This is a genomic window from Empedobacter sp. UBA3475 (genome assembly GCF_002378465.1).
Taxonomy (GTDB): Bacteria; Bacteroidota; Bacteroidia; order Flavobacteriales; family Weeksellaceae; genus Empedobacter; species Empedobacter falsenii_B.
In genome coordinates this window covers 1-19,422 of record NZ_DFRA01000006.1, presented here as the reverse complement: position 1 = coordinate 19,422, position 19,422 = coordinate 1, and the positions used below count along the sequence as shown (strand labels likewise).

22 protein-coding genes and 1 pseudogene are annotated in these 19,422 nt (G+C 31.1%); 20 read left to right on the top strand and 3 right to left on the bottom strand.

Translation table 11 applies throughout. The features are described 5' to 3' along the window. Nucleotides 1–952 precede the first annotated feature (952 nt). From B3I31_RS01785 to B3I31_RS01705, 18 genes and pseudogenes are all read left to right on the top strand, one after another. Nucleotides 953–1,606 (top strand): MarR family winged helix-turn-helix transcriptional regulator, encoded by a 654-nt coding sequence (locus tag B3I31_RS01785; RefSeq protein ID WP_291060073.1) that lies wholly within the window; start codon nt 953–955, stop codon nt 1,604–1,606. Nucleotides 1,607–1,619: 13 nt separating this feature from the next. Then, on the top strand, nt 1,620–2,018 hold the full coding sequence (uraH, locus tag B3I31_RS01780; protein ID WP_409450815.1) for a hydroxyisourate hydrolase: 399 nt from the start codon (nt 1,620–1,622) through the stop codon (nt 2,016–2,018). Between the two features lie 15 nt (nt 2,019–2,033). Beyond that, nucleotides 2,034–3,509: a phytoene desaturase family protein gene (locus B3I31_RS01775; RefSeq protein WP_291060076.1), complete on the top strand. Its 1,476-nt coding sequence runs from the start codon at nt 2,034–2,036 to the stop codon at nt 3,507–3,509. A 1-nt stretch (nt 3,510) separates the two neighbouring features. Then, a complete protein-coding gene (locus B3I31_RS01770) occupies nt 3,511–4,347 on the top strand; it encodes a phytoene/squalene synthase family protein (protein WP_280050380.1) in 837 nt (278 codons plus the stop codon). Next, nucleotides 4,347–4,799 carry a hypothetical protein gene (locus B3I31_RS01765; RefSeq protein ID WP_280050379.1) on the top strand — a complete coding sequence of 151 codons (453 nt, stop codon included), beginning with the start codon at nt 4,347–4,349 and terminating at the stop codon, nt 4,797–4,799. The genes B3I31_RS01770 and B3I31_RS01765 overlap by 1 nt, the downstream gene beginning before the upstream one ends. Before the next feature lie 6 nt (nt 4,800–4,805). After that, complete coding sequence (locus tag B3I31_RS01760) at nt 4,806–5,267, top strand: SRPBCC family protein (RefSeq protein WP_280050378.1); 462 nt, start codon at nt 4,806–4,808, stop codon at nt 5,265–5,267. A gap of 1 nt (nt 5,268) precedes the next feature. Then, nucleotides 5,269–5,727: a sterol desaturase family protein gene (locus B3I31_RS01755; protein ID WP_280050377.1), complete on the top strand. Its 459-nt coding sequence runs from the start codon at nt 5,269–5,271 to the stop codon at nt 5,725–5,727. Next, on the top strand, nt 5,724–6,425 hold the full coding sequence (locus B3I31_RS01750) for a lycopene cyclase domain-containing protein (protein WP_291060080.1): 702 nt from the start codon (nt 5,724–5,726) through the stop codon (nt 6,423–6,425). Before B3I31_RS01755 ends, B3I31_RS01750 begins: the two co-directional genes overlap by 4 nt. Next, nucleotides 6,409–6,972 carry a lipocalin family protein gene (locus B3I31_RS01745; protein ID WP_291060082.1) on the top strand — a complete coding sequence of 188 codons (564 nt, stop codon included), beginning with the start codon at nt 6,409–6,411 and terminating at the stop codon, nt 6,970–6,972. Before B3I31_RS01750 ends, B3I31_RS01745 begins: the two co-directional genes overlap by 17 nt. Beyond that, nucleotides 6,962–8,260 carry a cryptochrome/photolyase family protein gene (locus B3I31_RS01740; protein ID WP_291060084.1) on the top strand — a complete coding sequence of 433 codons (1,299 nt, stop codon included), beginning with the start codon at nt 6,962–6,964 and terminating at the stop codon, nt 8,258–8,260. The genes B3I31_RS01745 and B3I31_RS01740 overlap by 11 nt, the downstream gene beginning before the upstream one ends. A gap of 397 nt (nt 8,261–8,657) precedes the next feature. Then, entirely contained in the window at nt 8,658–9,686 is a 1,029-nt protein-coding gene (hemH, locus tag B3I31_RS01735; protein WP_291072148.1) for a ferrochelatase, read from the top strand. 572 nt (nt 9,687–10,258) lie between these two features. After that, nucleotides 10,259–10,422 (top strand): annotated as a pseudogene (locus tag B3I31_RS14660) (IS982 family transposase); the annotation flags it as partial. A gap of 212 nt (nt 10,423–10,634) precedes the next feature. Continuing rightward, nucleotides 10,635–12,758, top strand: coding sequence for a catalase (locus tag B3I31_RS01730; protein ID WP_291072146.1), 2,124 nt, complete (start codon nt 10,635–10,637; stop codon nt 12,756–12,758). Nucleotides 12,759–12,797: 39 nt separating this feature from the next. Continuing rightward, nucleotides 12,798–13,031, top strand: coding sequence for a hypothetical protein (locus B3I31_RS01725; protein ID WP_291072144.1), 234 nt, complete (start codon nt 12,798–12,800; stop codon nt 13,029–13,031). A 4-nt stretch (nt 13,032–13,035) separates the two neighbouring features. Further along, nucleotides 13,036–13,551 (top strand): pyridoxamine 5'-phosphate oxidase family protein, encoded by a 516-nt coding sequence (locus tag B3I31_RS01720; protein WP_291072142.1) that lies wholly within the window; start codon nt 13,036–13,038, stop codon nt 13,549–13,551. 128 nt (nt 13,552–13,679) lie between these two features. After that, on the top strand, nt 13,680–13,931 hold the full coding sequence (locus B3I31_RS01715; protein ID WP_019976198.1) for a GlsB/YeaQ/YmgE family stress response membrane protein: 252 nt from the start codon (nt 13,680–13,682) through the stop codon (nt 13,929–13,931). A gap of 77 nt (nt 13,932–14,008) precedes the next feature. Then, nucleotides 14,009–14,989, top strand: coding sequence for an SDR family NAD(P)-dependent oxidoreductase (locus B3I31_RS01710; RefSeq protein ID WP_291078234.1), 981 nt, complete (start codon nt 14,009–14,011; stop codon nt 14,987–14,989). 16 nt (nt 14,990–15,005) lie between these two features. Further along, complete coding sequence (locus B3I31_RS01705) at nt 15,006–15,794, top strand: DNA ligase-associated DEXH box helicase (RefSeq protein WP_291060007.1); 789 nt, start codon at nt 15,006–15,008, stop codon at nt 15,792–15,794. Between the two features lie 33 nt (nt 15,795–15,827). Here the strand turns inward: B3I31_RS01705 and B3I31_RS01700 are convergent, their stop codons facing one another. The 3 genes from B3I31_RS01700 to B3I31_RS01690 all read right to left on the bottom strand — a co-directional run bounded on the left by B3I31_RS01700 (nt 15,828) and on the right by B3I31_RS01690 (nt 18,198). Beyond that, on the bottom strand, nt 15,828–16,379 hold the full coding sequence (locus B3I31_RS01700) for a ferritin (RefSeq protein WP_286496324.1): 552 nt from the start codon (nt 16,377–16,379) through the stop codon (nt 15,828–15,830). 119 nt (nt 16,380–16,498) lie between these two features. Then, complete coding sequence (locus B3I31_RS01695) at nt 16,499–16,885, bottom strand: DoxX family protein (protein WP_291060003.1); 387 nt, start codon at nt 16,883–16,885, stop codon at nt 16,499–16,501. A 98-nt stretch (nt 16,886–16,983) separates the two neighbouring features. Further along, the gene (locus B3I31_RS01690; protein WP_291060001.1) at nt 16,984–18,198 is read right to left on the bottom strand and encodes an NAD(P)/FAD-dependent oxidoreductase; all 1,215 of its coding nucleotides are present in this window, start codon (nt 18,196–18,198) and stop codon (nt 16,984–16,986) included. Between the two features lie 177 nt (nt 18,199–18,375). Between B3I31_RS01690 and B3I31_RS01685 the strand changes: the two genes are divergently transcribed. Both B3I31_RS01685 and B3I31_RS01680 read left to right on the top strand, forming a co-directional pair. Next, nucleotides 18,376–19,218 carry an alpha/beta fold hydrolase gene (locus B3I31_RS01685; RefSeq protein WP_291087414.1) on the top strand — a complete coding sequence of 281 codons (843 nt, stop codon included), beginning with the start codon at nt 18,376–18,378 and terminating at the stop codon, nt 19,216–19,218. A 3-nt stretch (nt 19,219–19,221) separates the two neighbouring features. Then, nucleotides 19,222–19,350: a hypothetical protein gene (locus B3I31_RS01680; RefSeq protein WP_260392044.1), complete on the top strand. Its 129-nt coding sequence runs from the start codon at nt 19,222–19,224 to the stop codon at nt 19,348–19,350. Nucleotides 19,351–19,422: the final 72 nt, after the last annotated feature.

Below are 19,422 nucleotides of genomic sequence, written 5' to 3'. Positions count from 1 at the left end.
CGAAGTCATGAAGTACGACATTGGCAGGCTTAGAATGACATCAATCAAATTGTTTTTAAATAAAAAACCAAATCGTCAAGCTGATTTGATTTCAGCTTCTTATTATCGTCAGTCAGAGTGGCGTTTGCAAAACGTTGTATCGAAGACTTAGACGATAAATAACGAATGACAAAACCCGTTGTTAAAAGTGAATTTGAATATTAAAAAAGAATGATAAAAATCCGACGATTTAGGATCGAAATGCAATTCAATTCTAAATTATTGGAATAAAAAAAGTTGAGGTGTCTGAACGAAGTGAGTTATCAACTTTATGGAAATAATTTATTTAGTTGAATCATTGAGAGACTACTGTCGGCATCTTTTTTGTTTCGTTTTTGTGTCAAGACTTCCCCGAAGGGTATATGAATTCATTTAAAAACAATTAGTAACTCATGAATAAAAATGAAAAGAAGAGATTCTTTGGCAGGCTTAGAATGACATCAATCAAATTGTTTTTAAATAAAAAACCAAATTGTCAAGCTGAATTCAGTTCAGCTTCTTATTATCGTCAGTCAGAGTGGCGTTTGCAAAACGTTGTATCGAAGACTTAGACGATAAATAACGAATTATAAAAACCCAACGATTTAGAATCGAAATGACAACGAATTTGAATTAGAAAAGAGGATGAAGAAACCGGCATTAATACTCTCACGTTAAGAAAATGTTTGAATAACGTTAAAAAGGTTTTAGCCCGTAGCGTTTTTAAAATCTTTAGTGAAATGAGAATATTTTTAGTAGAGAGGTTTACAGCCAAGTCTTGCTTGTGACGAGTCTGCCGAAGTATTGATAAGTTAGAATTATACATATAAAATTACATTGTTTTTTAATAAGCTCGGATATTATTTTTAATATATAGTATAATAATATTCTTTATTTGTTTTAAAATAGTATATTTGTAAACTAAATATTGTATATGAATTTCCAATTAATCAAAGATGTAGTTGATTTAATAGAAGAGTTTGAAAATGAAAATACGTGTAATACTAATGCTTCTATTGATGATTTTAAAAAGTGGATTATTTTAAATAATCATCTAGAAAGTTCTTGTGATGTACCTCATTGGATTGGAAAAGAAAAAATGAGATCGGCTGAAAGTGTTATAAGTACATTACTTGTTCATATGAATAGATATGCAAAAAGTTATTCAAAGTCTGCTATTATAGGATCAGATTTTTCTTCTCAAGAAGATTTTATTTACTTAATTAATTTAAAGGCATTTGGAGAAATGTCTAAGATGGATTTGATTAAGAAAAATGTACATGAAAAACCTGTAGGGATGCAAATTATAAATCGTTTAATTGCTAAGGGTTGGGTTGATCAAGCTTCTTCTGAGCTTGATAAAAGAAGCAAAGTTATTAAGATTAGTCCCGTAGGTTTAGAAATTTTAGAAGAACAAATGGAAAAAATTAGACTAGCAACACAAATTGTAGCAGGTAATTTAACTTATGCTGAAAAAATGGAATTAATAAATCTACTCAACAAACTTGAAGCTTTTCATCAAGATATTTATCAAAAGAATTTTGATACAGAAGATTTATTAGATGAGGCTTACAAACATATTAATTAAAAAAATAACTACTATGAAAAAGAGTGTATTTTTCTTTCTAATTTTCTGTTGTTCTTTGTACTGTTTTTCACAAACGAAAACATATCAATTGTCCAGTCATATTTTAGATAATTCTACTGGAGAGCCTGCACCATCTGTTTCAGTTACATTACAGAAAATGAATGTGGACAATTCGTGGACTAAGGTAAGTACACAAATTACAGATAAAGATGGTAGAATAGGGAATTTTTTACCTTATGGTCAGAATAATGACGGTGTTTATAAACTCGTATTTCATATTGAATCTTATTTTGATAGAAAAAAGTTGCAAACATTTTATCCTTTTATCGAGATTGTTTTCCATATTAAAGGGGATAAGCATTTTCATGTACCATTGACTGTATCTCCTTATGGTTATTCTACATATAAATGAAGTTAAAAACGAGATATGAAAAAAAGAATAGCTATTATTGGGTCTGGGTTTTCCGGATTGTCGGCTGCTGCTTATGCGGCAAAAGCGGGTCACGAAGTTCATGTATTTGAGAAACATAATCAGCCGGGTGGTAGAGCCAGACAATTTACCACAGAGCAAGGTTTTGTTTTTGACATGGGACCAAGCTGGTATTGGATGCCTGATATTATGGATAAATTTTTTGCTGATTTCGGATACAAAACCTCTGATTTCTATGATTTAATTTCCTTAAATCCTCAGTTTGAAATGATTTTTTCTGATGAGAAAATGAATATTCCTGAAAATTTTGAAGACTTAAAAGTACTGTTTGAAACCATAGAAAAAGGTGCAGGAGTTCAATTAGAAAAATTTATTCAGTCGGCAAAGTACAAATACGAGGTGGGTATGAAAGACTTCGTTACAAAACCTAGTCACAGTTGGTTAGAATTTGTATCTCCCAAAATTGCGAAAAGTGCATTGAAATTAAATTTGCTCACAAACTTCAGAAGCTATGTTGGTAGCTACTTTAAAGATGAGAAGTTACGAATGCTGATGGAATTTCCTGTTATTTTTTTAGGAGCATCGCCAAAAAACATTCCAGCATTGTACAGTCTGATGAATTATGGAGGCTACGCATTGGGTACACATTATCCTATGGGAGGATTTTACCAATTGGTATTGGCAATGCAGAAGGTTGCAGAAAAACAAGGAGCAATTTTTCACTTTAATAAAACGGTTGAAAAAATTAATACGAGCCATAACAAAATATCTTCTTTGCATATAAATGGAGAAAATATATCTTTTGATACCGTAATCGCTTCTTCAGATTATCATCACACAGAAACACTTTTAGAGGAGCGATTAAGGAATTACACCGAAGAATATTGGCAAAGTAGAACTTTTGCACCGTCAAGTTTGATATTTTATTTGGGTATAAATCAAACTATTCCCAACCTCAAACACCATACACTATTTTTTGAAAACGATCTAGACGAGCATATTGATTGTATTTATGGAGTAAAAAAATGGCCAGAAAACCCACTGTTCTATGCTTGTTGTCCTTCTAAAACAGATAAGAGTGTTGCCCCTGAAGGAAAAGAAAATCTGTTTTTGTTGATGCCTTTGGCAATTGACATTCAAGACGATGAAAAAAACAGGGAAAAGTATTTAATAGAAATGCTTTCCCGAATTGAAAAGCATACAGGAGTAAACGATTTAATTTCAAAAATTGAGTACCAAAGAAGTTATTGTGTAAACGATTTTGTACAAGATTATAATGCCTATGGTGGAAATGCGTATGGTTTGGCAAACACCCTTAATCAAACTGCGGTTTTGAAGCCGAAAATGAGAAATAAAAAAGTAAATAATCTATTTTATACCGGTCAGTTGACCGTTCCAGGTCCTGGCGTTCCACCGTCCATTATATCGGGTAAAATAGTAGCTAACGAAATAACCAAATTCAAAACTGAGTAATATGAAACAGCTATTTGACGAACTTTCTTATTCGGTAAGTAAGATAACAACACAAAAATACAGCACAAGTTTTTCTTTGGGTATTTTGGCATTAAAGCCTTCTATCCGCAACGCTATTTACGCTATTTATGGCTTCGTGAGACTGGCGGATGAAATTGTAGACAGTTTTCACGAGTACGATAAAGAAAAACTGTTAAACAGATTAAAAATTGAAACTCAAAACGCCTTAGAAGAAAGGATTTCACTTAATCCCATTTTACAATCCTTTCAGGAAACCGTGCATAAATATGAAATTGATACGGTTCTTATCGATCAATTTCTTAATAGCATGGAAATGGATCTGCAAAAAATTGATTACAACTCAGCATTGTACAATGAATATATTTTCGGTTCTGCCGAAGTAGTGGGCTTGATGTGTTTACAGGTTTTTACGGAAGGAAACAAAGAGAAATTTGAAGAATTAAAACCGTATGCAATGAAATTAGGTTCTGCTTTTCAGAAGATAAATTTTCTAAGAGATTTGAAAGACGATTATCAAATTTTAGGCAGAACTTATTTTCCGAATGTTGATATGGCGGTCTTTGATAATCACATAAAATGCCAAATTGAAAAAGAAATAGAGGAGGAATTTAAAGAAGCTTTAATCGGCATTAAAAAGCTTCCAAATTCGTCTATGTTCGGTGTGTATTTGGCGTATAAGTATTACATTTCTTTGTTTAGAAAAATCAAACGAAAAAAATCCTCAGAAATATTAAATAATAGGGTTCGGGTTTCCAATCCTCAAAAAATAGTTGTGGCTTTTAAAAGTTATGTAAGGTATAAAATTGCGATTATGTAATGAAAATTTTGATGTTATTTTCAACCGTTTTATTGATGAATGTTTTCTTTAAAAATTCAGATTTGAATGAGGTTAGGACGAGTTACAGCAAAGCTGTTCTAGATAAAAAACTATGTAAAAAGATGATTGAGGAATTAGAACTGTCTAAAGAAAAATCGGTGATAGATTTAGCCTATCTTGGTGCTTATCAAACGATTTGGGCAAATCATGTTTTTAATCCATTGAGCAAACTTGCTACTTTTAGGAAAGGAAAGAATAACATTGAATTAGCCATTAGTAAAGAACCTGAAAATGTTGAAATGAGATATATCCGTTTTTCTGTTCAGAAAAATGCACCTTCTTTTTTGAGGTATAACAGTCATTTAAAAGAAGACAAGGATTTTCTTGTTAAAAACAAAAAAAACATCAATTCAGATTTTCTTCAAAAAAATATTGAAACACTCTTAAAGTAATTAATTATGAAACATGAATTATACAGAGAACAACAATTGAATTGTGATTTACAAACCGCATGGGATTTTTTTTCATCACCGATGAATTTATCAAAAATAACCCCAAAAGATATGGAATTTAACGTGTTATCTGAACAAAAAACAAATAAAATATTTGAAGGAATGATAATCGATTACACGGTTTCACCATTGTTTGGCATTCCCTTGAAATGGAAAACAAGAATTACAGAGGTAATTCCCAATAAGAGTTTTACGGATTTTCAGGAAAAAGGGCCTTACAAATTATGGAACCATCGCCACGAATTTATACCCAACGAAAAAGGTGTGTTCATGATAGATAAAGTTGATTATGAACTGCCTTTCGGACTTTTAGGAAATTTAGCCCACGCTTTATTTGTAAAAAAGAAATTAGAAAAAATATTTAATTACAGATTTCATGTTTTAGAAAACCTCTTCAACAAAAATTAAAATGAAAATAGTACTTGTTATACTTGTTTTTATACTGATGGAAGCAGCTACTTGGCTTATTCACAAGTATATTATGCATGGATTTTTATGGGTTTTACACCGAGATCACCATGACCATAGCAACGATGGTGAATTAGAAAAAAACGATTGGTTTTTTGTGATTTTCGCAATCCCCACTATTGCGCTGATGTATTTTGGGTCATTAGAAAATTTCAATTATTTGTTTTTTATCGGCTTGGGAATTATGCTCTACGGCATGGCTTATTTTTTTGTACATGATATTTTTATTCATCAACGGATAAAGTTTTTCACACACACTAAGAACGCTTATTTTTTAGCACTTCGCAGAGCACATAAGCAGCATCACAAACATTTAGGAAAAGAAGAAGGAGAATGTTTTGGTTTTTTATATGTGCCGTTGAAGTATTTCAAAATGTATTTTAAATCGGCTAAATCATGATGACTTATACTTATGCCCTCATATTGTTTTTCACTATCATCATTTGCTTTATAGCATCTTTTGACAAAAGAATTCAATTCAATCTTCAATTTGGTTCATTCCTAAAAGCTGCCATTTTAGTAGCTATTCCTTTTATTGCTTGGGATATATGGTTTACGGCTCATGGAGTATGGTGGTTTAATACCAATTATACTCTTGGGATTAATTTTTTTGGTTTGCCTTTGGAAGAAATTTTATTCTTTATTTGCATTCCGTTCTCTTGCATTTTTACCTATTACACCATTGATAAATACTACAAATTGGAAGCCTTAAGTGCTTTTAATAATTTATTGCTTTTTGTAAGCATTATTATTTTGTCGGTTGTCGGCTTATTGCATACAGACAAAATTTACACCCTCATTACAACAATAGTTACGATACTTACATTGATCTATTTGCATTTTATTGCTAAAGTAGATTGGCTTACTAAAGCATCTTTGGTTTTTATGCTTCTTATGCTTGGTTTCTTTCCTGTAAATGGTATTCTAACAGGTACAGGATTAGAGTCGCCAATTGTAAATTACAATCCTGATGATTTTTTGGGAATCAGAATGGGAACTATTCCAATAGAAGATGCTGTGTATGGATATACGCAATTTCTTTTAGTACTTTATTTTTTTAAACAATTTAAATCAAAATCTCATGAAAGTAAAAAATAAAATACTATTGAAAATAGCATGTATAGGATTGTTAATATTTTCCAATTCATGTTCCTCTATTCCTAAAAAGGCTGAAGCTGTTCGAAATTTTGAAGTTGATCGGTATTTAGGTACTTGGTTTGAAATCGCTCGTTTAGATTTTCGTTTTGAAAAAAACTTGGATAATGTCTCCGCTAACTACACTTTTGATAAAAAAGGAAATCTGATGGTTTCAAATAGCGGATTTAATAAGGATAAACAAGTATGGAAGCAAGCTATAGGTAAAGCAAAATTTAGAGACGGTAAGCAAATAGGAAAGCTAAAAGTAAGCTTTTTTGGACCTTTCTATGCTGGTTATAACGTAATTGCTTTGGATAAAAACTATCAATATGCATTGGTTATAGGTAAAAATCTAAATTACTTATGGATTTTATCTAGGACGAAAGATATTCCAGATAATATTAAAACAAACTTTCTTGCATTAGCTTCAGAAATTGGTTTTGATATATCGAATTTGGTTTGGGTAGAACATAATCGAAATGATAATCCATTTTTAAATGAAAAATAAAATTTCCATTTTTTGGTTTCGAAGAGATCTTCGTTTAGAAGATAATGTTGGACTGTACCACGCTCTTTCATCTGGAGTTCATGTGTTACCTATTTTTATTTTTGATGAAGGTATTCTACGACAACTGGATGACAAGAAAGATAAGAGGGTGGATTATATTCATCAAGCGCTTCAAAAGATTAATAATCAATTAAAATCCTTTGGGACAAGTCTCCATGTATATTATGGTGATCCTTTCAAAATCTTTCAGCAACTTTCTACAGAGTTTGCTATTCATTCTATATTTTGTAATCGTGACTATGAACCTTTAGCAATTAAAAGAGATACTTCTATTTACAATTATTTTAAGTTATATAACATTTCGTTTAAAGCATTTAAAGATCAAGTAATTTTTGACAAGAAAGATATTTTAAAGAAAGATGGTTCTCCTTATACAGTATATACTCCGTATGCAAAAAAATGGAAACAGATTTTGAAAACTGAAGATTATAAATGTCATAATCCTGATTATAGTAAATTTTTGAAAACAGAATTCAAAACGATTCTTTCACTGAAAGAAATTGGTTTTTTGAAAACTTCTATTTTATTTGAACAACCTATATTAGATATTCAAATCATTGATAATTATCATTCTTATAGAGATTATCCCGCTAAACAAGGTACAACACAATTAGGTATAGCTCTTAGATTTGGGACGATTAGTATACGAAAATGTGTCGCATTTGCGATAAAGCACAATGAAACGTGGTTAAATGAATTAATTTGGAGAGAATTTTTTATGCAAATACTCTATCATTTTCCATATGTTGTTCACCAACCTTTTAAAGCCAAGTATAGTGCTATTAAATGGAAGAATAATGAGAAAGAATTTAAGTTATGGTGCGATGGAAAAACAGGTTATCCTATTGTAGATGCAGGAATGAGAGAACTTAATCAAACTGGGTTTATGCATAATAGAGTAAGGATGATAACAGCAAGTTTTTTATGTAAACATTTACTCATTGATTGGCGTTGGGGTGAGGCTTATTTTGCTTCAAAACTAAACGATTATGATTTATCTGCAAATAATGGTAATTGGCAATGGGTTGCTGGATCGGGTTGTGATGCTGTACCTTATTTTAGAGTTTTTAATCCAATTCTTCAAGCAGAAAAATTTGACAAAGAATCACTTTACATTAAAAAGTGGGTGATGGAATTTGGAACTAATGATTATCCTTCTCCTATAATTCCTCATAATTTTGCTCGAGACAGGGCTATAAGTATTTTTAATGAAGCATTTAAGGAGTAAAATGAAAGTATATTAATGATTTATAATATAAAACGACTATAATATATTTTTCCACATTCTCTGCTTTTGCAGAATTAATATCAAAACTTCACTACGAGGTATTTATATCCATACTGAAATTTCAAGCTGGATTCAATTAAGCACCTTATTGTATTTAGTTAAAGTGAGGTTTGTAAAAACTTTTTATCAAAGATTTAGATTAAAAATAATGAATAATAAAAACACTTATGGACAAGAGTATTTTGATTGTTATAAAACAATTATAAATATTTCCGATTTATAAATGTTGTAATGCATTAATATACAAATTTCATTTAAATTGTAAATAGAGTGCATATTTATACATTTTTTTTAAAATATTTATTAAAAAAAATTAGTAACCATAAAAGTAAATAAATTGAGTAAAAAAGGAATATTATTAGTTAATTTAGGATCACCTAAATCTACATCCGTAAATGACGTAAAAGAATATCTTGGAGAGTTTTTAATGGATGAAAAAGTTATTGACTATAATTGGATTTTAAGAACACTTTTAGTAAAAGGAATAATTCTAAATACAAGACCATCAAAATCCGCAGAAGCTTATGAGAAAATTTGGACAGATGCGGGTTCTCCTTTAATAGTCATTACTGAAAAAATAAAAAATAAATTACAAAATATTGTTGATATTCCTGTTGAAATAGGAATGAGATATGCTGAACCTAGTATAGAAAATGGAATTTCTAAACTAGTTGAGAAAGGAGTCAATAAGATTGTACTATTTCCATTGTATCCTCAATATGCTATGAGTACAACAGAATCTGTAGTAGAGAAATCAGAAAAAGTAAGAAAAGAAAAATTTCCATTTGTTAAAATAAATTATGTGGAACCATTTTATAATAAAGATATATATATAGATTGTCTTGTTGAAAGTATAAAAGACAAGTTTTCGAATGATTATGATGGGCTGTTATTTTCTTACCACGGTATTCCAGAAAGACATATTTATAAAACAGATCCTACAAAGACTTGTAATCTAAGTGATTGTTGTGATAGAGAATTTAATCCAAGTCACCAATTCTGTTATCGTCATCAATGTTTTGAGACAACAAAAAAAGTGATAGAAAAATTAAATTTATCTCGTGAAAAAACAATTGTTTCATTTCAATCTAGACTAGGAAAAGATAAATGGATTGAGCCATATACAGATTCTACTTTAAAAGTTTTACCATCAAAAGGAATAAAAAAATTGGCAGTTGTTTGCCCTGCATTTGTATCTGATTGTTTGGAAACTCTAGAGGAAATAGCAATGGAAGGAAAAGAAATATTTATTGATAATGGGGGAGAAGCTTATGAGTATATTTCATGTCTAAATGATAATGATTCATGGATACATGTAATCAAAACTTTATGTGAAGAAAAAATAGATGATTTTTATTTATTATAATCTTAAACATTTAACAATTATAGATTAAATTCAAATATTCTACATAGACTTTTAATTGTTAAAAGTGATTCTATCAGTTATTAGTATGCTATTAAGCTAATAGATCTAAATTTTGCATATAAGATTCTTAAAATGTTTTTAAAAGATTAGCTATTTACAGAGAAGTGTATATAAATCAAAAATATTAATATAAGAATGGTTCTGTTATAAAGGATTTATAATAGAACCATTTTCATTTTTTACAAAACAATTGCTAAGCGCAAAGCGAAAGAAATTTATATATCAAATTGGTATATAGTTTCAAGAACAATGTTTATTATTGTTGTTCTTATAGTTTGTTATTTACTTCTGGCAAAATGGAATGGGAGAAACTATAATGCAGGGTTATTATTGTTGTATTTCATCACTTCGTAGACAATAAATATAATTATTTTAGTATTGATTTCAGTATTTCATATGGAGTTTTTCCTTTAAATGATCCATGTGATCTATTGAAATTTAGCTGGTGTTTTCCAGGGGATTGATATCAATCCCGCATCTGTTTATGATATTCCTTTTTTGAATGATATAAATCTCAACTATGCGATCAGTTTATGATTAGACGCAATTATGCAACGACTTTTGAAAGGTTTAAAACCAGAATTCCAGCTAAAATTACTACACTAATAGTGATTCAGTACATTAATAAAATTACTTTAATTGAAATATTAAAAATCTAAAAACTCAAATTATTTAAAATTCACAAGGGGTTATTTAAATAGTTTATTGTTTTTATAAAGGTGCTTTTTTATCATTTTAAGAAAAAAATGGCACTCTAATTGATTTATGTCATAATAAATTTATGTATAATATAAATAAATAACAATAAAGCTATAAGTTTTGTGTTGATTTTATTTTTTCTTATTACGTTCTATTCGTCAATTCTAATTCATTAATTAATATTAGCATATGAAAAAATCAAAAAAATCAGACCTTAAATCAGAACAAATGAGTCAATTTACAATTGATAATTCGAATCAAAAATTGACGACTAATGATGGTGTGTCTATCTATGATAATAATAACACCTTAAAAGTTGGAGATAGAGGGCCTTCTCTACAACAAGACCATATCTTTTTTGATAAAATGGCTCATTTCGATCGAGAGCGTATTCCCGAACGAGTAGTTCATGCACGTGGAAGTGGTGCACATGGAATATTAGAGATTCATGAAGATATATCTGAATTTACCCATGCGAAATTTTTACAAAAGGGGATAAGTACACCTCTTTTTACTAGATTTTCAACAGTTGCAGGCTTCAAAGGTTCTACTGATTTAGCTAGAGACGTAAGAGGTTTTTCAGTTAAATTTTATACAGAAGATGGTAATTTTGACCTTGTAGGTAATAATATTCCTGTATTTTTTATACAAGATGCTATGAATTTTCCTGATTTAGTACATGCTGTTAAGCCAGAGCCAGATAAAGAAATTCCCCAAGCTGCTTCAGCGCACGATACGTTTTGGGATTTTATTTCATTAATGCCTGAATCTGCACATATGATAATGTGGGCGATGTCTGACCGAGCAATTCCTCGAAGCCTTAGAATGATGGAGGGGTTTGGTGTACATACATTTAAATTGATTAATGAGAAAGGTAAAGCAACTTTTGTTAAATTCCATTGGAAACCTAAATTAGGAGTGCATTCTGTTGCGTGGAATGAAGCTCAAAAAATATCAGGATTTAATTCTGACTTTCACCGTCTAGATCTATGGGAAGCTATTGATGAAGGAAATTTTCCGCAGTGGGATTTAGGTGTTCAGCTAATTCCTGAAGAAGATGAATTAAAATATTCTTTTGATATCTTGGATGCTACGAAATTGGTTCCAGAAGAATTAGTTCCTGTAAAAATCATTGGAACGATGACCCTTAACCGCAATCCCGACAATTTTTTTGCTGAAACTGAACAAGTGGCTTTTGACCCTGGAAGAATTATCCCAGGTATTGATTTATCTGATGATCCTTTATTGCAAGGTCGTATTTTTTCGTATATGGATACACAGAATTATAGATTAGGTGGAGCAAATTTCCATGAAATACCTATTAATAGATCATTAAACCAAAAGCATAATAATCAAAAAGATGGAACAGGGAGAATTGATATACTGAAAGGAGGTGTAAGTTATTTTCCTAACAGCAAAGCTTCTGGTTGCCCATATCATGCAATGTTAAAGGGAGAGGAAGGTTTTCAATCTCATGAACAAAAGGTAGAAGGGAAGAAAGTAAGGGCTAGATCTGATTCTTTTGCTGATCATTTCTCGCAAGCAACTTTGTTTTTTAATTCTCAATCCAAACCAGAGAAACAACATATTATAGATGCTTTTAGTTTTGAATTGAGTAAGGTTTCTGATCCAAAAATTAGAGAGCGACAAGTGGCTATTCTTTTTCAAATTGATAAAACTTTAGCGCAAAAAGTAGGAGATAGTCTTGGTATTATCCCTCCAAAAAAGTTGGATGAACTTACATTAAGTTTTGCAAGGCAAAATCATCCCAATTATCCTCTGAAGCCTAAAAAACAAGAAATAAATTCATCTGATGCACTGAGTATGAAAGTAAAAGAAGGTGAAGGTACTATTAAAACTAGAAAAGTAGCCTTTTTAGTGGATAATGGTGTTTCTAAAAAAAGTGTAGATCAATTAAAAAAAGCATTGGAAAAAGAGGGAGCTCAAGCGGTATTAATTTCATCTAAAGTTGGAGAGCTAACTTATGAAGAAGGAAGTAAAGAAAGGATTTCCCATAGTTATCTTACAGATCCATCTGTTTGTTATGATGCAGTGTTTACACCATCAGGCAAATCAATAGAATCTTTAAAATTGAATCCAGATTATTATGAATTTATCAATGATTCTTACAGACATTGTAAAATATTAGCATTTGCAAAAGGAGCAGGTTCGTTAATGGATAATTCATTTGTTAAACTTGATAGAGGAGTGATTTTAGAAGATGAAAATGAGAATTGGATTGCGGATTTTATTCAAGTAATGAAATTACATCGTATTTGGGACCGTGAAGAAGAAAGGAAGGTTCCTTCATAATAAAATGTTTAACGTGATATAAATATAAAATTTAGACGAATGATATTACAACTTAGTCCTACAATACTTGTTGATAACCCTATTGGTAGAGGTCGTACTATTTTTATAATTGATTATGGTATGCATCAAAATTCGTGTTGGGTTGTAACGATGGAAAAAAATGGCATTGTAAAACATTTTGATAGCAATGACATTATAGTTTGTACAAATTTTACTTTTCATATCAATGAGGAGAAAAATTGTTTTAATCACAATTCAGATATAAAAAAATAAAATTATGGGAAATGCACAGTCACCGACAGAAAATTTGAGCGGAAATAAAGCCATTGAAAAGATAAAAACTATTGCTGAAACTGCCCGAACTTGCTTTTTTACCACCAATATTGGCGGTAATACTACAAGTAGACCAATGGCTCTTCAAGAAGTAGATGAGGTTGGTAACCTCTGGTTTTTGAGTGATGTTCGTTCACTGAAAAATGATGAAATTGAAGCCAATCCTAATGTAGAACTGTATTTTATGAATAATTCTAAATACGAATACATCTTTATTAAAGGAAAAGCCAGTGTTTCAAAAGATATAACTTTAATTGATAAATATTGGACCAATTTTGCAAATGCTTGGTTTGATGGAAAAGACGATCCTAATATCAGTCTAATAAAAGTTTCGCCAAACGATGGGTATTATTACGAAACCAAAGACAATAAGTTTATTGCCATGTCGAAAATGCTTTTTGCCGCCGTTACAGGAAGTACAATTGAAGACGGAGGAATTGAAGGAGAACTGAAACTATAAAGAATAAATTATTGTCTTCTACAATGTTAATTAATTAAAGAAAAATGCAGAAACAAACTATTTATGGCATTGCATTTGAAATATTATTTTTATTAACGCAATTTATTAATATTTAAAAATCACACATTATGGGAATTCTAACATGGATAATTTTCGGCCTTATAGCCGGAGCAATAGCAAAAGCAATACACCCTGGTAACGATCCAGGTGGTTGGATAGTAACAATAATTATTGGGATTATTGGAGCTGTTGTCGGTGGGTGGCTTGGATCGATGCTTTTAGGTGTCGATGTAAGCGGATTTAATATTTCTAGTTTTTTAGTTGCAATTGCTGGAGCAGTTTTATGTCTAGCAGTGTATAGAATGATTTCGAAAAAATAGACTGTCTAATTAACGATTAAAATACTGTAAAGTCTCAGAGTGCTGAGACTTTTTGTTTAATATTACTATTTATAATTATGAAAAATACAGTCATTGATTTAATTACTAAAACAGCGGTAATTACTGGCGCTTCTAGTGGTGTTGGCTTAGCTACAGCACACTTATTTGCTCAAAATGGATATCAATTGGTTTTGGCAGCACGAGGTGTAGAAGGTTTAGAAAAGGCGGTTTCAGAATGCAATGCTTTCGGTGGAAAAGCGGTTTATAAATCAACTGACGTTTCTAATGCAAATGAAGTAAAAGATTTAGTTGAATTTGCTCTGAAAGAATTTGGACGCATAGATGTGTGGGTGAATAATGCAGGTGTTATGGCAAGTGGAAAATTTGAGGAAATTCCTATGGACATAAACGAACAAGTAATCAAAACCAATTTAATGGGGTATATGCACGGAGCGTACTACGTTTTACCCGTTTTTAAAGAACAAAATCAAGGCATTTTAATTAATAATGTTTCCATTGGAGGATATATGCCAGCTCCATTTAGTTCGGTATATTCGGCAACTAAAACAGGAATAAAAGGGTTGATGAGTGGTTTACAAAGTGAGTATAGTGTGTATCCCGAAATTCATATTTGCAACGTTTATCCACAAGTTCAACAATCTACAGGAAATATGCATTCCGCTAAATTCTCAGGTTTAGATTTTAAAATACCTCCGTTTGCAGCCGATCCTAAAGATACCGCAAAGGTGATATATAATTTAATAAACAAACCTAAAAATGATACCTTTCCAGACGCCACATCATTTATGTTAAAGCTTGCACATGGAGCTTTTCCAGAAACCTTTACCAATTTAGCAACAGGTGTTTTAAGGCTGATGATGAAGGTGAAAAAAGGAAAGGCTGATGAAGGTAATGTTTTACAACCTTCTACGGATCCATATGCTGTTTATGGAAAGATGGCTATTCCAGTACCAACAAAAACAAATCAAAAAATCATCGGAACATCGCTAGTATTCGCTGCAGGATTTTTTGTAGCGAAACATTTAAAAAATAAATAAAAAAAAACAAATTAATTTGAAACTGCTAAAATTCACATCCAAAGGTATTTATTGCATTCCAGGGAAGTTTTATATTGATCCTTGGCGACCTGTAGATTTAGCAGTTATCACGCATGGACATGCCGATCACGCTCGAAGTGGAATGAAAAAATATTTGTGTCATCATTTCACTAAACCTATTTTATTTTCAAGAATTGGTAGAAATATCGAATGCGAAAGTATCGGTTATAGCGAACAACTAACTATAAATGGGGTTAAAGTTTCATTACATTCTGCAGGTCACATAATCGGCTCAGCACAAATTAGGATGGAGTATAAAGGTTATGTAAGCGTAATTTCTGGAGATTATAGATTGCAAGATGATGGGCTTTCTACGGCTTTTGAAGCTGTAAAATGCCACGAATTCATTACCGAAAGTACCTTCGGTCTTCCTGTTTACAATTGGCTTTCTGTGGCAGAACAAGAAAAAAACATACGTGATTGGGTAGATCATAATAGAGCGAAAGGAAAAACTTCGGTATTTATAGGCTATTCTTTAGGGAAATCGCAGCGTATTATGAAAGCATTAGAGGGTATTGGAGAGTTAAATGTCCATTATTCCATTGCAAAATTGAATGAGGCTTACGAAAGTGTTGGTGTTACATTACCTGAGTACAAAACAATAGATTTACGTGATGACAAAAAGCATTTGGATGGAAAAATAATTTTGTTGCCACCCGCTTTGGTTGATAATCCAGTGATGAAGAAAATACCTAATATTTTCTCTTTATTTTCTAGCAATCAAAAATCCCTTAAGTTTTATTAAAATTAAGGGATTTTTGATTTTACAAGAATTAATTTATTCTGCTAATGGGTTGATTTGGTCTGCAGTAGGAAATTCCTGTCCTGTTTGACCAATAGTCTTATTCAAATCAAATTTTGCAGCATCAGACATATTAGCACCACCAGCTAATTTAGCTTTATCTAGCAAGTCTAAAGCTAATTTCTCTTCTTCTCTTTGTTCAGCAACCAACCATTGTAAGAAATTCCATGTAGCCCAATCCTCTTCATCCATGCTCATTTTGACAATTTTATAAATGGATTCTGTATTTTCAATTTCTTGTTTTAGAACAGCTTGAAAACACTCTAATACATTTTTTGGTTCAGGACCAGGTTTTTGTATAGCTTCGATTTTTACAATTCCTCCTCTTTCTTGAACGTATTCCATAACTTTAGCCATATGTACACGCTCTTCCTGTGAGTGTTTCATCATAAAATTTTTGATTCCATCTAATTGATTTTCGTCTGCCCAGCAAGCAAGCATCAAATACATTTGCGCAGAAAAGGCTTCTAAAGTGATTTGATCATTTAAAGCTTTTTGTAAATTTTTTGAAATTCTAGTTGTATTCATTTTTGTGATTATTTAGTTATGATATTTTAATTTGGAATTTTCAGACCAAACTATTAATTTAAATGTTAATACTTTCTAAAATATTGATGTATTCATATATTGATCTCTATTGAATATGGTTATTTTTGAGTTGATTTGATTGCCCAAAGCATGAGTAATGGTTGTAAAAATAGTCTTGCTAAACGCTTCTGATCCGTATCTAGACCAAATCCATTTCTATGATTTTTATATTGTGCCCAATTTCCAGGGAATACAGCAGCAAAAAATCCTGCAATAACTTTACCTACAAGTTCTTTCTTTTTGTCCGATACTAATATAATTGAACTACCAAGTGCTATTTCTACCACTCCTGAATATACCACAGTATCATCTTTATCTAAGGGCACCCAATTAGGAACTTGAGCTTTGAACTCTTTTCTCGCAATTGTTAAATGTGTAATACCAGCTACCACTAAAAAAGCACCTAGGCTATAACGAGCTATATTTTGTTTCGTATTCTTTTTCATAATTATATTTTATTTAGTATTTGCCGTCCAATTAGATCAAATAATCTTTCTGATTTTATGATTGTAGTTATAAAATATGAATAGAAATTTACTTTTAATTATTTAGTTGGTCGATCAAAACCAAAGGTTTCTAAGCGACTATCTTTTTGGTTAAGAATAATATTTTTTAAAACTTGAGCTGCAACCATCGAAAAAGTAATCCCATTTCCTCCATAACCTAATGCAAATAACGTTCGATCACCTTTTTTCCAAGGACCCATATAAGGTAAACCATCATTTGTGGAGCTAAAAGTTCCGCACCAAGCCATTTCGGTATTAAATTCAATTTCTGGATATAATCTGCTAAATTTACGTTCAAGAGTTCTAATTTTTGCTCGAAGTAAATCATCTCTTTTATCAGGATTTTGAAAATCTTCATCTTCACCACCAACTATCAATCGATTATCTTTTGTTGTTCGCATATAAAGATATGGTTCTGCTGTTTCCCATATTAAGCTACGATTTGGCCAAACCATTTTTTCATCAATTGGAGCCGAACAAATGGCGTAAGTAGATAATAAATTCATTACTTTTTTAGGTAGAAATTGACCTGCTTCAAAACCAGTTGCAACAATTACATACTTGCACGAAATAGTATGTCCATGCTCCGTCCATAGTTCGCAATTGTTCTTATTTTCGTTTATTTTTTCCACTTTTGTATGGGTAAAAATCTGTAATTGATGTTTTTCTTGATGATACTTTAATAAATTGATAGCGCCTTTATAAGCATCCATTTGTGCAGAAGTATCATTTTGTAAAGCAGCAATTCCATCAATATTTTGATAAGTTTTTAATTGTTTAGCATCTAAATACTTGACAGGCAAACCGACTTCTGTTCTTATTGTATATTCTTCATCTAACAATTTCACACCTTGCTGATTACTCGCTAATAAAACTGTAGGAACACGTGTAAAATCAGCATCAATATTAGTTTTTTTGAATATATTTTCTATATCTGTAATAGAATCCAAGCAATTGAAATAAGCATCAATAGCAATTTTTTTGGGAACAATATTTACTAATTTACTTAACGGGGTATCAATTTCATATTGTAATTGAGCAGTACTTGCTGCAGAACTTCCTGTAGAAATAGTTCGTTTATCGATAAGAGCGCATTCTACACCTGCTTCACATAATTCGTGCGCAACTAAAGCTCCTGTAATGCCGGAGCCAATTATAGCAACATCTATTTTAAAATCATTTCGAAGAGGATGATATAAATCAAAAAATTCGTTTTTAACAATCCAAAAAGGTAATCCAGAATGTAAATCCATAGTTGCGAACTTGTTTAAGTTGAAATTTAGTTACCTAAAAAATCAAGCCAAATTTTGATTGTTGACTTTTTTATTACAGAAATCGCTAATATTTCATAATTGGCTTAATGATTGTGATGAATATGATCATAATCTATCAGTTAGATTATTATTTATAAACCACTTAAAAATATTATTATGGCTAAATTAAAACGAAAAGATTATAAACTAAATTATATCGATTACGGTAATAAACTTGCTCAACCCGTTATTTTGATTCATGGTTGGCCGCTTAGTTTACAATCGTGGGAATATCAAATTCCTAAAATTGTAGAAGCTGGTTTTCGTTGTATTGCCTATGATCGAAAAGGTTTTGGAAAATCTTGTGCGACATGGGATCGTTACGATTATGATGCATTGGCTGAAGATTTACATGCCTTGATTGATGATTTACAATTGGAAAATGTTGTGTTAGTAGGTTTTTCGATGGGTGGAGGAGAAGTTGTGCGTTATATTGCCAATTATGGAAACAGTAATATTTCGAAAATAGCATTGATCAGTTCAATTATTCCACTCGTAAAACAAACTGATGATAATGAGTATGGCGTTCCGCAAAAGGATTTAGATCACATTATTCATCAACTTGAAACAAGTCGTTTGGAATTTTTAGAAGGTTTTCATAAAGGTTTTTATAATCATGGCTTGTTAAAAAAATCTGTAAGCAAAGAACAATTAGATTTTGATTTTTCGGTTGCTTCGCATGCTTCACCTATTGCAACTTTGAGAGCTGCACGCTCTTGGATGGACACAGATTTTAGAGCTGAATGTAAAATGATAGATGTTCCAACATTAATTATTCATGGAAAAGAGGATCAAACTGTACCAATTAAAACAGCTGGAGATCAAGCTGCAAAATTGATCGCGAAATCGACTTACATTGTGTATGACGATGCGCCGCATGGATTGAATATAACTCATAAAGAACAGTTGAATATGGATTTGATTGAGTTTTTGTTAAATATCGAACATAAAAAAGAGTAGAAGATGGGAAAAGTAAATAAAACAATTGTTTCTAGTTTGGCAATTGCTGGTTTAGGAGGACTTTGCTATGCTTGGCTTAATTTTAGAAAAGTAAAAATACCAACTTATGTAGAAGGTTGTTTTAGTTTTTGATCAAAACAATAATGTTGATAATCAATCCAAACAGAATTTTGATGTAAATCATTGTGGGTACGTCATATCCTC

Excerpts from the sequence above, each read along its gene's own strand:
- B3I31_RS01785 (WP_291060073.1), top strand. The coding sequence starts at position 953 with ATGAATTTCCAATTAATCAAAGATGTAGTTGATTTAATAGAAGAGTTT.
- B3I31_RS01750 (WP_291060080.1), top strand. The coding sequence starts at position 5,724 with ATGATGACTTATACTTATGCCCTCATATTGTTTTTCACTATCATCATT.
- B3I31_RS01770 (WP_280050380.1), top strand. The coding sequence starts at position 3,511 with ATGAAACAGCTATTTGACGAACTTTCTTATTCGGTAAGTAAGATAACA.
- B3I31_RS01680 (WP_260392044.1), top strand. The coding sequence starts at position 19,222 with ATGGGAAAAGTAAATAAAACAATTGTTTCTAGTTTGGCAATTGCTGGT.
- B3I31_RS01740 (WP_291060084.1), top strand. The coding sequence starts at position 6,962 with ATGAAAAATAAAATTTCCATTTTTTGGTTTCGAAGAGATCTTCGTTTA.
- B3I31_RS01745 (WP_291060082.1), top strand. The coding sequence starts at position 6,409 with ATGAAAGTAAAAAATAAAATACTATTGAAAATAGCATGTATAGGATTG.
- B3I31_RS01725 (WP_291072144.1), top strand. The coding sequence starts at position 12,798 with ATGATATTACAACTTAGTCCTACAATACTTGTTGATAACCCTATTGGT.
- B3I31_RS01695 (WP_291060003.1), bottom strand. The coding sequence starts at position 16,885 with ATGAAAAAGAATACGAAACAAAATATAGCTCGTTATAGCCTAGGTGCT.
- B3I31_RS01690 (WP_291060001.1), bottom strand. The coding sequence starts at position 18,198 with ATGGATTTACATTCTGGATTACCTTTTTGGATTGTTAAAAACGAATTT.
- B3I31_RS01700 (WP_286496324.1), bottom strand. The coding sequence starts at position 16,379 with ATGAATACAACTAGAATTTCAAAAAATTTACAAAAAGCTTTAAATGAT.
- B3I31_RS01755 (WP_280050377.1), top strand. The coding sequence starts at position 5,269 with ATGAAAATAGTACTTGTTATACTTGTTTTTATACTGATGGAAGCAGCT.
- B3I31_RS01760 (WP_280050378.1), top strand. The coding sequence starts at position 4,806 with ATGAAACATGAATTATACAGAGAACAACAATTGAATTGTGATTTACAA.
- B3I31_RS01720 (WP_291072142.1), top strand. The coding sequence starts at position 13,036 with ATGGGAAATGCACAGTCACCGACAGAAAATTTGAGCGGAAATAAAGCC.
- uraH (WP_409450815.1), top strand. The coding sequence starts at position 1,620 with ATGAAAAAGAGTGTATTTTTCTTTCTAATTTTCTGTTGTTCTTTGTAC.
- B3I31_RS01775 (WP_291060076.1), top strand. The coding sequence starts at position 2,034 with ATGAAAAAAAGAATAGCTATTATTGGGTCTGGGTTTTCCGGATTGTCG.
- B3I31_RS01715 (WP_019976198.1), top strand. The coding sequence starts at position 13,680 with ATGGGAATTCTAACATGGATAATTTTCGGCCTTATAGCCGGAGCAATA.
- B3I31_RS01730 (WP_291072146.1), top strand. The coding sequence starts at position 10,635 with ATGAAAAAATCAAAAAAATCAGACCTTAAATCAGAACAAATGAGTCAA.
- B3I31_RS01685 (WP_291087414.1), top strand. The coding sequence starts at position 18,376 with ATGGCTAAATTAAAACGAAAAGATTATAAACTAAATTATATCGATTAC.
- B3I31_RS01710 (WP_291078234.1), top strand. The coding sequence starts at position 14,009 with ATGAAAAATACAGTCATTGATTTAATTACTAAAACAGCGGTAATTACT.
- B3I31_RS01765 (WP_280050379.1), top strand. The coding sequence starts at position 4,347 with ATGAAAATTTTGATGTTATTTTCAACCGTTTTATTGATGAATGTTTTC.